Genomic DNA, 13,807 nt, shown 5'->3' on the forward strand with positions numbered 1-13,807 from the left:
GGTAATGTTACATTAACCGATATTGAGATAGAGGATGCGAATGCAGATGCGGGAAGTATTGTAGGCAGTCCGATAGCAAGTTTATTACCAGGAGCAAGTCTAACGGTTACAGCAAATCAAACAATTACACAGGCAGATATTGATGCAGGCTTTATAGAGAACAGTGCTACAGCTACAGGAGATAGTCCAAGTGGTACGGATGATGTAACAGATGTATCTGATGCAGGCGATGAGAGTGTTGAGACACCAAATGGGGATGGAAGTACAGATTCAGATCCTACCAATGACCCAACAGTTACTACGATTACTGCTGATCCAAGTTTGAGTGTTATCAAGACAGTTAGAGTAGCAGGAAGCGCCTTGAATGATGTTATTGAGTATGATATTGTAGTGACTAATGCAGGAAATGTTACATTAACCGATATTGAGATCACTGATGATAATGCAGATGTGGGAAGTATTGTAGGCAGTCCGATAGCGAGTTTAGCCCCAGGTGCTAGTGTAACAATTACAGCAAATCAAACGATTACCCAAGCAGATATCGATGCAGGATTTATTGAGAACAGTGCTACAGCTACAGGAGATAGTCCTCTAGGAGGTCCGGATGATGTAACAGATGTATCCGATGCAGGTGATGAGACTGTTGAGACACCAAATGGAGATGGCACGACCGATGGAGAGACGGATAACGATCCAACGGTTACAGATCTTACGGCAGATCCAAGTCTAAGCGTTATCAAGACAGTTAGGGTAGCAGGAAGTGCCTTAAATGATGTTATCGAGTATGATATTGTAGTGACCAATACAGGTAATGTTACTTTGACAGATATTGAGATAGAGGATGCGAATGCAGATGCAGGAAGTATCGTAGGCAGTCCAATAGCGAGTTTAGCACCAGGCGCTAGTGTAACAGTGACAGCAAATCAAACGATTACTCAGGCAGATATCGATGCAGGATTTATAGAGAACAGTGCTACTGCTATAGGAGATAGTCCAAGTGGTACGGATGATGTAACAGATGTATCCGATGCAGGCGATGAGACTGTTGAGACACCAAATGGAGATGGAACGACCGATGGAGAGACCGATAACGACCCAACAGTTACAGATCTTACGGCAGATCCAAGTCTAAGCGTTATCAAGACAATTAGAGTAGCAGGAAGTGCCTTAAATGATGTTATCGAGTATGATATTGTAGTGACCAATACAGGTAATGTTACATTAACAGATATTGAGATCACTGATGATAATGCAGATGCAGGAAGTATCGTAGGCAGTCCGATAGCGAGTTTAGCACCAGGCGCTAGTGTAACAGTGACAGCAAATCAAACGATTACCCAAGCAGATATTGATGCAGGCTTTATAGAGAACAGTGCTACAGCTACTGGGGATAGTCCAAGTGGTACGGATGATGTAACAGATGTATCCGATGCAGGGGATGAGACTGTTGAGACACCAAATGGAGATGGCACGACCGATGGAGAGACGGATAACGATCCAACAGTTACAGATTTGACAGCCGATCCAAGTCTAAGCGTTATCAAGACGGTTAGGGTAGCAGGAAGCGCATTGAATGATGTTATCGAGTATGATATTGTAGTGACCAATACAGGTAATGTTACATTAACCGATATTGAGATAGAGGATGCGAATGCAGATGCGGGAAGTATTGTAGGCAGTCCGATAACAAGTTTAGCACCAGGTGCTAGTGTAACAGTGACAGCAAATCAAACGATTACCCAAGCAGATATGGATGCAGGCTTTATAGAGAACAGTGCTACAGCTACAGGAGATAGTCCAAGTGGTACGGATGATGTAACAGATGTATCCGATGCAGGCGATGAGACTGTTGAGACACCAAATGGAGATGGCACGACCGATGGAGAGACGGATAACGATCCAACAGTTACAGATCTTATAGCTGATCCTGATTTAACATTAGTTAAAACTGGTGTAGCTAATGGTTCAAATGTTGGAGATGTTATTACCTATACATTCACTGTTACCAATACAGGTAATGTAACGGTAAGTAATATTTTTATCGATGATATTCTTACTGGAAGCACTAATCTAACTATTACACCATCTACATTGGCACCAGGAGAACAAGGTACTGCACAGGCAACATATGTAATTACACAAGTTGATATTAATAACGGAGAAGTTATAAATAGCGCTACTGTGATAGGAGAAGATCCAAATGGAGATGATGTGATCGATATTTCAGATAATGGAGATGAATTAGTAGATGATAATGGAGATAATGATCCAACCAATGATGAGACGATTACCGAGATTGATCAGTTACCTAATTTAGCACTTACTAAAACAGGTATCTATGTAGATGTAAATGATGATGGTCTTCCTAATGTTGGAGATGAGATTCAGTACACTTTTACAGTAGAGAACACAGGTAATGTAGATATCACCAATATTGTATTATCAGATCCATTACCAGGAATTGTTATAACTGGCGGTCCTATTGATTTAGCAGTAGGAGAGATTGATATGACCACATTTACAGCTACCTACGTGTTAACGGCAGAAGATGTTCTTTCAGGAGAAGTAATCAATCAGGCTACAGTAACAGGTCAAGATCCAAATGGAGATGATGTGGTTGATGTTTCTGATGATCCTACCAATACAACAGATGTTGATACCGATGGTGATGGAGATGCAGAGGATGAAACTGTTACAATTATCGAAGGAGTGTTTACAGATCCTGATGATCCAATTACTATCTATACTGGTATTAGTCCAAATGGTGATGGTATAAATGATGAGTTTATCATTGTAGGATTAGATAGCTTCCCAGATAATACGTTAAGGATTTACAACAGATGGGGTGTTCAAGTATTCGAAGAAGATGGATATATGCAACCAGGAGTGGAATTATTTACAGGAATTAGTAACGGAAGAGTTACCATAGCTCAGAATAATAAACTACCTGTAGGAACATATTACTATGTTTTAGAATACATAAATTCAAGAGGAGAAAATACGTATAAAGCAGGTTACTTGTATATTAACAGATAAATTTATATTTGGAATAGTATATTTGTTATTCCCTAAATCAAATATTGATACTTATGAATAGACTATTAACAATATTTATGCTGATTGCATTTGGTTTGGTTTCGAACTATGCTACGGCTCAGCAAGATGCACAATATACCCAGTATATGTATAATACGATAAGCGTAAACCCTGCATATGCAGGTAGCCGAGGTGTTATGAGTATTATGGGGTTGCATCGTAGTCAATGGGTTGGATTGGATGGAGCCCCAAGAACACAAACCTTAACGTTAAACACTCCAATAGGAGATAATAATCGAGTTGGGTTAGGGTTCTCTATCGTAAATGATGAAATTGGACCTACAGATGAAACCTACTTTGATATTGATTTCTCCTACACGATTCCTACTTCGGATACAGGAAAATTAAGTTTTGGATTAAAAGCGGGAGGGCATTTACTAAATGTAGATTTCCAAAGATTGTCACAGTTCGAAATTAATGACCCGAATTTTGAGAATAATATCGATAATAAATTTAGTCCAAATGTGGGTGTTGGAATCTATTATCATACAGATAAGTTTTATGCTGGATTGAGTGCTCCTAATTTATTAGAGACAAATCATTTCGATGAAGATGCTACAGTAAATAGTAATGATTCATCAACATTTATTGCAGAAGAACGTATTAATTATTATTTGATAACAGGATACGTTTTTGAGCTAAATGATAATCTAAAATTTAAACCAGCATTATTATCTAAATTAGTATTTGGAGCTCCTTTACAGGTAGATCTATCGGCTAATTTCTTGTTATATGATAAATTAACATTAGGAGCAGCTTACAGATGGAGTGCGGCTTTTAGTGCCATGGCTGGTTTCCAGATTTCAGATTCTTTAATGATTGGATTTGCATATGATAAAGAATCGACCGAATTAGGAAGAACACAATTTAATGATGGAAGTTATGAAGTAATGCTACGTTTTGAATTGTTTAGAAAATATAATAGAATGCTAACACCTCGTTTCTTTTAAAACCTTAATTAGATCAATCTTCAGAACTGTAGTAAAGTTTTAGAACGATTTTTTACTAAAATACAACCAAAATAAAATGAAGGGAATATTACACAAGTTATTAGTTGTTTTTGTCGGAGTTTCATTTTTGAGTGCTACTCAAGCCCAGGATAGAAAGTTGAAATCTGCACAAAGTCAATATGATAAATATGAATATATAGACGCACAGGAAACCTATTTAAAAGTTGTTAAAAAAGGATATAAAAGTGCTGATCTTTACAAAAACCTTGGAAATAGCTATTATTTCAATAGTCAATTTGAAGAAGCTTCAAAATGGTATGAAGAGTTAGTGAAAAATTATCCTAGCGAAGTTGAGCCAGAATATTATTTCAGATATGCGCAGACTTTAAAGTCAGTAGGACGATACGATGATGCCGATGTATATATGAAAAAGTTTGCAGAAACAAGTTCTGATGATCAAAGAGCTCAATTATTTCAGGATGAACCCAATTATTTGAAACGAATTGATTTTCAGTCTGGAAGATTTGAAATAGAAAATTCATCTGTAAATTCTTCGTTTACAGACTTTGGTTCTGCATTTTTTGGACGATTTATTGTATTTAGTTCTTCCAGAGATACGCTTTTGTTTAAGAAAAGTGTGCATCAATGGAATGAGGAGCCCTTCTTGGATTTATATAGAGCAGAATACAATCCTACTAATGGAGAGTTGTCAGAGATAGAAAAGTTTGATAGTAAACTTAATACCAAGTTTCATGAGTCTACACCTATTTTTTCAAAAGATGGAAATACAGTGTATTTTACAAGAAATAATTATGACGGTAGACGATATGGAAATGATAAGAAAGGAACAAATCGTTTAAAAATTTATCGTTCTTACAAGAATACCCAGGGAGGTTGGACTACACCTCAAAATTTATCCATAAACAGTGACGAGTATTCTACTGCTCATCCGGCGTTAAGTGTTGATGAAAAAATATTGTATTTTTCATCGGATATGCCTGGTGGAGAAGGACAATCTGATATTTACCAGGTATCAATCAATGCAGATGGAGGTTTAGGAGAACCTAAAAATTTAGGAAATCGAATCAATACAGAAGGTAAAGAAACATTTCCTTTCATTAGTTCAAATAATGATTTATACTTCGCCTCAGATGGTCATATTGGATTAGGAGGTTTAGATGTGTATGTTACCAGATTAAATCCACAAACAGATGAGGAGAAGCTGGTTGTTAATATAGGCAAGCCAGTAAATGGTCCAGATGATGATTTTGCATTTATTGTAGATGATGAATCTAAAAGAGGATATTTTTCATCTAATAGAGATGGAGGAAGAGGAAAAGACGATATTTATAGTTTTCTACAGCTGGAGGATCTTAAGAGTTTCTGTGAGATTACTATCGCAGGCGTTGTAAAAGATAAGGATACTGAAGAATTATTAACAGGTGCAAAAGTTTCTATCTACGATAGTAGTAATAATTTATTAGAAAGTTTCATTGTCGGAGATGATGCAGCATATTCTCATGTTGTAAAATGTAGTTCCAAGTACTTTGTGAGAGCAGAAAAAGAGGAATACACAACGATTGAAAAGTTAGTAGAAACACCAGGAAAAACAGAAACGTTGGATGTTCCACTATTACTAGAGAAGAAAGTGAAGACAGCTAATGTTGGAGATGACTTGGCTAAAGTATTATCATTAAATCCAATTTATTTTGATTTTGATCAATCTTATATACGTGCCGATGCGGCGGTAGAATTGGCTAAAGTGATTGAAGTAATGAATCAATATCCTGATATGAAAATCGACGTGAGATCACATACAGATAGTCATGGAGACGATGCTTATAATATGTGGTTATCAGAGCAAAGAGCGAAATCTACGGTGAAATATATGATCTCTAAAGGAATTTCAGCGGATAGATTAACAAGTAAAGGGTATGGAGAGACACAACTCGTAAATGATTGTGGAAACGATTCTAACTGTACCAAAGCAGAATATCAACTTAGTAGACGAAGTGAATTTATTATTGTTAAGTAATATATAATAGCCCTATATAAATCAATAATAGATTTTCAGTTTACAAAAAACACCTTACTAGTTTAAGGTGTTTTTTCATTTTAAATCTTAAACAATAGTTTATTTTTTGTCAAAAAAAAGATAGATTATGAATTGCTTTTATGATTTTGTAGCTTTGAGCCAATACTAAGAAATGGAAGAAGAAAAAGTCATTTTAGTGAATGAAAATGATGAGCAATTAGGGTTAATGCCTAAGCTCGAAGCCCACGAAAAAGCATTATTACATAGAGCATTCTCGGTTTTTGTTTTGAACGATAAAAAAGAAGTAATGCTTCAACAAAGAGCTCATCATAAATATCATTCACCAGGACTATGGACAAACACTTGCTGTAGTCATCAAAGAGAAGGAGAAAACAATATCGAGGCTGGAACCCGAAGATTGCAAGAAGAAATGGGATTTGTAACTCCTTTAAAGGAAACAATTTCGTTTATTTATAAAGCTCCATTTGATAATGGTCTTACGGAGCATGAATTAGATCACGTATTGATAGGACATTATGAAAATGATCCTGTAATTAACCCAGAAGAAGTAGCAGATTGGAAATGGATGTCAATTGCCGATATTAAAAAAGATATAGCAACCAATCCAGAAAGCTATACAGCGTGGTTTAAGATCATTTTTGATAAGTTTTATGAATATATAAGGTTATGAGGATAAAAGCCTGTAGAAAAGCTCATTTTAATGCAGCACATCGACTGTATAGAAAAGATTGGAGCGAGGAGAAAAACAATCAGATTTTTGGAAAGTGTAGTAATCCCCATTTTCATGGTCACAATTATGAATTAATAGTGGCTGTTATTGGTGACATAGATCCCGAAACCGGTTATTTGATCGATCTTAAAGTATTAAAAGATCATATTAAGACGGAAGTAGAAGATTATATGGATCATAAAAATCTTAACGAAGAAGTAGAAGAATTTAAAAATTTAAATCCTACTGCAGAAAATATTGCTGTCGTAATTTGGAATCGACTTCGTAAAAAGCTAAATTTAAAATACGATATCGAAGTAACACTTTTCGAAACCCCACGTAATTATGTAATATATAATGGCAAATAGTAACCTATGGGTTTGCAATTAGGGGATAAAATACCTGAATTTACGGCTAGTAAAGATGATGGAGAATATTTCCATAGCAATGTAATTATAGGAAAAACACCATGTGTAATCTATTTCTATCCGAAGAACTTTACTCCAGGATGTATTAAAGAAGCTTGTGACTTCAGAGATAGTTATGAAGATTTCAAACAAGAAGGAGTCGAAGTAATCGGTATTAGTTCTGATAGTGTAAAATCACACGAAAGATTTAAAAATAGATATAAATTACCCTTTATTTTTTTGTCAGATAGGAAAGGTGAATTAAGAAAACTTTTTGGAGTTAAACCTAGTTTGTTCGGATTGCTGCCAGGAAGGGAAACTTATGTAATTGACCAAAACGGTATCATTAAACTAAAGTTTAATAGTTCTAGCGCATCAAAACATATGAAAGAAGCGTTGAGGATAGTAAAAGCTATTACAAATGGATAAAGACTCACTTTACATATTGAAATTTGAGCCTATATTAAAAGAGAAAATATGGGGAGGTTCTAAATTAAATACAATTCTTGGTAAACAAGAACAAGGTGACCATATTGGCGAAAGTTGGGAGGTAAGTGATGTTGAAGATAATTATTCTGTAGTGTCTAATGGACATTTTAAGGGAAAAACACTAAAAGAATTATTAGAAGTCTATTCAAAAAGGATATTAGGAGAAAAGAACTTTAATCGTTTTGGTACTAAATTTCCGTTATTGATCAAGTTTATTGATGCAAAAGAAGATCTTTCTGTGCAATTGCATCCCGATGATGAATTGGCCAAGGTAAAACATGATTCATTTGGTAAAACCGAAATGTGGTATGTGCTCCAAGCCGATCGAGATTCTAATTTAATTATAGGTTTTGACAAGCAAGTAAGTCCGGAAGAATATGAAAAGAGTGTAGCAGATAAAACGATCAAAGAATTACTGCATTATGAACCTGTTACTACAGGAGATACTTTTTTTGTATATGCTGGTTTAATCCATGCAATAGGAAAAGGAGTATTATTAGCAGAAATTCAACAAACATCTGATATCACCTATCGTATTTATGATTGGGATCGTACAGATGCTGCTGGGAATTATAGAGAGCTACATCAGGAAGACGCATTAGAGGCTATAGATTTTTCTACTGATAGGGAATCTAAGGTTCAGTATTCTTCTAAAAAAAATGAAATAACCTCATTGGTAGCGTGTCCATACTTTATAACAAATCTTATCGATATAGATCAGAAAAAAGTAATAACGCATGAGACATTAGATTCTTTTGTGATTTATATGTGTGTTGCTGGTAGTGCAGAGATTATTCAAAATGAACAAAAGATGAAAATAAATGTTGGAGAAACGATTTTGGTGCCTGCGGAAATACAAGAAATAGAAGTAGTGTCTAAAGAAGCAAAATTTTTGCAAACCTATATTTAGAATAAAAACCATTTGATTAATGGTCGAAAAGACTAATTTTGTACAAAATTTATAATAATGGCAAATAAAAGAAATCTCAAAAAAGATATTAACTACGTATTAGGAGATATTATAGAAGAAGTTTATATCTGGGAGGAAGGTAATCCTGATAAGGATAAAAAAGCAGGTGAGGAGATCATAGATGAAGCTATCAACTCTTTTGATACATTGATGACGAGAGTTAGTGATAGATCCATAGAAAATCCTGCTCAGCATTTTAAATCAATTCGAGAAGATTTAGAAAAAACAGCGAAGTCTTTAGCTGAAAAAGTAAATTCGTTATAATTTTTTTAAAAAAGTATTTGCAAATTTGATTACAGAAATTATATTTGCAACCGCTTTGCCGATATAGCTCAGCTGGCTAGAGCAGCTGATTTGTAATCAGCAGGTCGTGGGTTCGAGTCCCTCTATCGGCTCTTTAAGTGCAAATCCTAATTTCTTTATGAAGTTAGGATTTTTTTGTTTGCGAAATTTTTAAGGGACGAGAAGCCTGTCCTGAGCACAGTCGAAGGGAGTCCCTCTATCGGCTCTTTAAGTGTAAATCTTGATTTCTAATGAAGTCAGGATTTTTTTATATCTAAGAATAATAAGGAGTTACAAAAGGTTAAAAGCATTTTTCTATAAGATTTTATGGATTTTTATAAAACAACAAAACCCCAAACTTAGTTAAAAGTCTGGAGTCTTTTTACCAAAATAGGTTCTTCTAAATCTTAAATACAGCAAGTGTAATAAGGAGGAATAGGAGAAGTAGGATTAGCTGGATGAAAATAACATCCAGGAATATAGGTCGCACCACATACTGGATTATTAACTAAATCGGTTGTTGTACAACAAGCTAATGCTGGATCACAGCATCTGCTTCCACCTGGACGTAAACCTCCTCCTAAAATTGATTCTTGCTCTTTTTTACCTAGTTTTTGAGCCCCGTTTAGATTTAAAATCTTTTTTAACATGATTTAAAGAGTTAATTGTTAGTTAGTTAAGGTAACTAAAAAAGCTCTAAATCAATTGTGGTAATAAAGTTAAATACCTAAGGTATAATTGTAATTCTAGTGCAGAAAACTAAAAGAGCTAAGGTTAGTTTGGCGATTTCTTAGTTCTTTGGGCTTCTTTAGCTTTTCGCTCATCTAAATATTCGGTAAGTTGTTTTCCATAAAGCGATTTTTTTACTTTTGGAGATAAAGAATTTACCACAGTATCTAGATACTTTATATTAGCATCAAAAACTTCATGAAGTGTAACGTAAGGAGCTACCTCTAACTTTCGATTATTAATTGCAAAATTGATAGTGTAAAGATACTTTTGTCGTAATAAGTTTTTATAAGCAATATCATTTTCAGCTAGTTTCTCTTCGTCATTTTGCTTTTTGGCTTCATAATCTTCTTTAATGATTCTAAGATTCCTGTCCTTAAATCTCTTATTCATTTTGTTGTATTCTACCAATTTGGTTTGGTTTTTACCACCTGCGATGATAGCGTCCTTTTCAAAACCATTTAAAGAAGTGTTAATGGTAATTTGGCCAGGTTCTGCGAAGAAATCAATTCTATCATTGTACTGACTCCCATCGTGTTTGTCTAAAAATAAATAATGAATTTCTGGTTCTTCAACATTAGTTTGAAATGCGAATTGTGGATCCCCTTCAATAACTAAAGAATCTAGGTTTATTAAAATCGTATCTTGTATCTTTTGTAGATATAAAGTTCCTTTTTTTAGTCCTTTTACGGTACCAGAGATTGAAACGTTTCCTTCTTTTTTAGGGGTGCTACAAGAGAAAAATAAAATGCTTAAAAGCAAAATAACAGAAATTCGTTGCATTAAGGTTTTTTTAATTTTAAAAATGGTGTACAAAGATGCTATAAATTCAATTGAAAAACTAACTTCCCGAAGCAATTTGCATCAATATTGTACATAGAATTGCTCCATAGGTTCCTACTACATATCCAAAAACTGCTAATAATACACCTACAGTAGCAAGTGAAGGGTGAAAAGCAGCGGCAACGACTGGTGCAGAAGCTGCGCCTCCTACGTTTGCCTGACTACCAACAGCCAGAAAGAAGTAAGGGGCTTTGATAAGTTTGGCGACTCCTATTAGTAGTAGAGCGTGTATCGTCATCCAAACCAATCCAATAGCAATAAGACCTGGATTTTCTAAAATCATACCTAAATCCATTTTCATACCTATAGTAGCAACAAGAATATAAATAAAGATACTACCAATTTTGCTTGCTCCAGCTCCTTCATATTTTTTGGCTTTAGTGTAAGAAAGTAAAATTCCAATGGCCGTAGCAATAGTAATCATCCAGAAAAACTGTGAGGTAAAAGATGATAAGGCAGAACTTTTATCATTAAAAATTTCAAAATTGCTAGATAAAAACTTCGAAATTCCTCCTGCTCCCCAATGAGCTAAGCCAACGGTTGTAAAAGCTATGGAAAGCATGATGATATAATCTGTTAATGTAGGGTTGCGGTTTACACTCTCGGCATAACAGGATACTTTTTCTTTTAATGATTCAATAGCACTACTATCTGCTTTTAGCCATCGATCGATTTTTGCACTTTTGCCAATTCCGATTAATAAAATTGCCATCCAAAGATTCGCTACGACAATATCTACCAGTACCATGCCACCATATTTGTCAGGATTATATTCATAGATTTCTAGCATGGCAGCTTGGTTAGCTCCACCACCAATCCAACTACCTGCAAGTGTAGACAATCCTCTCCATACGGCATCAAAACCTGCTCCTCCAACGGTGTCAGGAGAAATTAATGAAATTAGTAATATTGCTAGCGGCCCTCCAATAATAATACCCACAGTTCCTGTGGCAAACATGATTAATGCTTTTGGTCCTAAATTAAATATTCCTTTTAAATCGATGCTTAGTGTCATTAGGACTAAGGAGGCAGGTAATAGGTACCTGCTCGCAATGTAATAGACATTAGAAGATTTTTCTACGATCTCACCATTTGCATCAAGCTCTTTCCACTCTGGAGAAATAATTCCTAAAGAGTTAAAAATAGCAGGTAATAAGTAGCATAATAAAAGTGCAGGAACGATCTTATAAAAACCTTGCCAAAAGCCCGTTTTAATCGAGGATGTGTAAAATACCAAACCAAGGCATAATAGTAAGATTCCAAAAACAATAGTGTCGTTAGTGAAAAAAGGAATATTTTCCATAGAGTGAGTTCATTTTATGAGATGTGTTGCAAAATACAATTTTTGAAATTAACACAAAGATATAGTATCACTCTAGTCGTTAATCCAACTTTTTAAGGTAGAAATTTGTTGGGTGGTTGCATTTGGATTTTCCTTTAGAATCACTTTCTCTATTGTTGGCGTAATTACTTTAGAATTAAATTTAAGTACTTGATTATTCCGTTCTATAGTAAATAAAATGTCATCTCCAACTTTCCACCTGTTAGAATCGCTAAACAGATCATAGATGTTTTTAATCGAATATTCTTTTGTATTAATTCCTAGTAAGATATCATTCTTTTTAATGCCTACTTTTCTAAGAAAGTTACTTCGTTCTGCACCTTCGGTGAATATAACTTTTTTTGTGCTTTCAGATCCTTTAATAAAAGGCTCTTGTTCATGAATGAAATAACCTGAAGGGATTTCTACTGAATTATAAATTAAACCAACTTTTTTAAGGTAAAACCCATAATCGATAGGTATGTTATTGATCACGTGAGCATTTAAAAAATCAGCAACTTCTGGATATGACACTTCTTTAATAATATCAATTAACTCATCATCTTTAAAAGGTTTTTCACTACCAAACCTGCCTGATAATCCTTTAATCAAATCTAAAATGCCATAAGCTCCAGAACTTTTTTCGCGCATTATAATATCAATACACATGGAGATGAGTGCACCTTTTTCATACACGTTCCGATAATTTTCTAAGTAAGGGCTTTGTAATATGTTTTTACTCATTTCGGCAAAAGAGTGAGTATCATCAAAGTTTTTAGAGTTATTAATTTTTTCAAGTATTCTTTCGAAAAATACTTCTTTACCGATAAGAGCCTGATTTATTTGAAATAATAAAGAGAAATATTCCGTAGTTCCTTCATATAGCCATAAATGCTTGGACATTTTAGGAGTGTTGTAATCAAAATCATGTATTTCTTCAGAATGAATACTTAACGGTGTTACAATATGAAAAAACTCATGAGAAACAACATCGGTTAATGATTCGTCTAATTTTTCTAAAGGAATAGATTCTGGTAACACGACTACAGTAGAAGTATTATGTTCTAAAGCACCAAAACCTTTTGCATCACCATTTTTAGCAGTAGAAAGATACAGTAAAACACTATATTTTTTTGTGGTGTTGATATAGCCAAGAAAGTTCTTTTGGGCTCGTATCATTCTTTCCATTTGAGGCATCAGCTGTGCCGCTCGGTGAACTCTGTTGGGAGAGTATACGCTTAATAAAACCTCTATTTCATTAATGTTAAAAGTTACTCGATCTGGAACAGTATACATAATAGGAGAATCTGCCAAATCTGCATATCTTTTAAAAATAAAAAGATCCGTATCGTAGGTTGCCCCTTTTGGAGGATCTTTTGGTAAATATTCTGATAAAGAAGTTGAGGCTTCCATATCAATAGGGTGTTTAATGAAGAGATTATATTTTTTCTCTTTCATTTTATCAAAATATCCAATGAATGCATATAGATTAAGGATAAAATTTTCATTCGGAGAAATATTCGTTCCTGTAGGAGAAAAAACCTGATGAGTTTCTTCAATATCAAAAGTGTCATTTACCAGATAGGTAATCTTTCTTAAGGAATTAGAGTTGTTAATTTTCCATCTATTATCACCAAGTTTTTCGACATCAAGTTGATTATCATCAATATCAAAAGCTTTGAATTGTTCTACATATTTTCCATAATTATTATTTTGATAAGTACCAGGAACAATTTTTGGTAAATAATAACTAATAGTATCGGTTTCTATATTACTTATCTTTAACTCAACTTGAATTTTATCTTCAATGATATTTACTAAATCCAATGAAGCAATAACTGGAGTAACATCCAGTTTTACTGTTGGCTCTACAGATTTACAACCAATAGCAATTACGAATAGCAAATAGCAGAGAACAAACGCTCTAATTGATTTAATTTTTCTTAGCACAAGTA

At 34.3% G+C, this 13,807-nt stretch carries 12 protein-coding genes and 1 tRNA gene; 9 read left to right on the plus strand and 4 right to left on the minus strand.

Annotated elements, in window-relative coordinates; all coding sequences use genetic code 11:
* From Q1A73_RS19850 to Q1A73_RS19890, 9 genes are all read left to right on the plus strand, one after another.
* Nucleotides 1-3,036 (plus strand): gliding motility-associated C-terminal domain-containing protein (locus Q1A73_RS19850; RefSeq protein WP_299609198.1); only part of this gene is annotated, 3,036 nt, incomplete at its 5' end.
* Nucleotides 3,037-3,089: 53 nt separating this feature from the next.
* The gene (locus Q1A73_RS19855; protein ID WP_299609201.1) at nucleotides 3,090-4,046 is read left to right on the plus strand and encodes a type IX secretion system membrane protein PorP/SprF; all 957 of its coding nucleotides are present in this window, start codon (nucleotides 3,090-3,092) and stop codon (nucleotides 4,044-4,046) included.
* 76 nt (nucleotides 4,047-4,122) lie between these two features.
* Nucleotides 4,123-6,081: an OmpA family protein gene (locus Q1A73_RS19860; protein ID WP_299609203.1), complete on the plus strand. Its 1,959-nt coding sequence runs from the start codon at nucleotides 4,123-4,125 to the stop codon at nucleotides 6,079-6,081.
* A gap of 172 nt (nucleotides 6,082-6,253) precedes the next feature.
* Nucleotides 6,254-6,772, plus strand: coding sequence for an isopentenyl-diphosphate Delta-isomerase (gene idi / locus Q1A73_RS19865; RefSeq protein WP_299609205.1), 519 nt, complete (start codon nucleotides 6,254-6,256; stop codon nucleotides 6,770-6,772).
* The gene (locus tag Q1A73_RS19870) at nucleotides 6,769-7,179 is read left to right on the plus strand and encodes a 6-carboxytetrahydropterin synthase (RefSeq protein WP_299609207.1); all 411 of its coding nucleotides are present in this window, start codon (nucleotides 6,769-6,771) and stop codon (nucleotides 7,177-7,179) included. Before idi ends, Q1A73_RS19870 begins: the two co-directional genes overlap by 4 nt.
* Before the next feature lie 6 nt (nucleotides 7,180-7,185).
* A complete protein-coding gene (locus Q1A73_RS19875; RefSeq protein ID WP_299609209.1) occupies nucleotides 7,186-7,647 on the plus strand; it encodes a peroxiredoxin in 462 nt (153 codons plus the stop codon).
* Entirely contained in the window at nucleotides 7,640-8,617 is a 978-nt protein-coding gene (locus Q1A73_RS19880; RefSeq protein WP_299609211.1) for a type I phosphomannose isomerase catalytic subunit, read from the plus strand. Before Q1A73_RS19875 ends, Q1A73_RS19880 begins: the two co-directional genes overlap by 8 nt.
* A 57-nt stretch (nucleotides 8,618-8,674) precedes the next feature.
* Nucleotides 8,675-8,941 carry a hypothetical protein gene (locus Q1A73_RS19885; RefSeq protein WP_299609213.1) on the plus strand — a complete coding sequence of 89 codons (267 nt, stop codon included), beginning with the start codon at nucleotides 8,675-8,677 and terminating at the stop codon, nucleotides 8,939-8,941.
* 57 nt (nucleotides 8,942-8,998) lie between these two features.
* Nucleotides 8,999-9,072 (plus strand) — tRNA-Thr (locus tag Q1A73_RS19890).
* A gap of 294 nt (nucleotides 9,073-9,366) precedes the next feature.
* On the opposite strand, the gene Q1A73_RS19895 is transcribed toward Q1A73_RS19890, so the two are convergent.
* The 4 genes from Q1A73_RS19895 to Q1A73_RS19910 form a co-directional block, all read right to left on the minus strand.
* Nucleotides 9,367-9,609 (minus strand): hypothetical protein, encoded by a 243-nt coding sequence (locus tag Q1A73_RS19895; RefSeq protein ID WP_299609216.1) that lies wholly within the window; start codon nucleotides 9,607-9,609, stop codon nucleotides 9,367-9,369.
* 124 nt (nucleotides 9,610-9,733) lie between these two features.
* Nucleotides 9,734-10,471 carry a DUF4369 domain-containing protein gene (locus Q1A73_RS19900; protein WP_299609219.1) on the minus strand — a complete coding sequence of 246 codons (738 nt, stop codon included), beginning with the start codon at nucleotides 10,469-10,471 and terminating at the stop codon, nucleotides 9,734-9,736.
* 58 nt (nucleotides 10,472-10,529) lie between these two features.
* On the minus strand, nucleotides 10,530-11,834 hold the full coding sequence (locus Q1A73_RS19905) for a DUF819 family protein (protein WP_299609222.1): 1,305 nt from the start codon (nucleotides 11,832-11,834) through the stop codon (nucleotides 10,530-10,532).
* A gap of 72 nt (nucleotides 11,835-11,906) precedes the next feature.
* Nucleotides 11,907-13,802, minus strand: coding sequence for a peptidase M61 (locus tag Q1A73_RS19910; protein WP_299609224.1), 1,896 nt, complete (start codon nucleotides 13,800-13,802; stop codon nucleotides 11,907-11,909).
* Between the last annotated feature and the right edge of the window lie 5 nt (nucleotides 13,803-13,807).

It is taken from the genome of uncultured Aquimarina sp., assembly GCF_947492115.1.
Classification (GTDB): Bacteria; Bacteroidota; Bacteroidia; order Flavobacteriales; family Flavobacteriaceae; genus Aquimarina.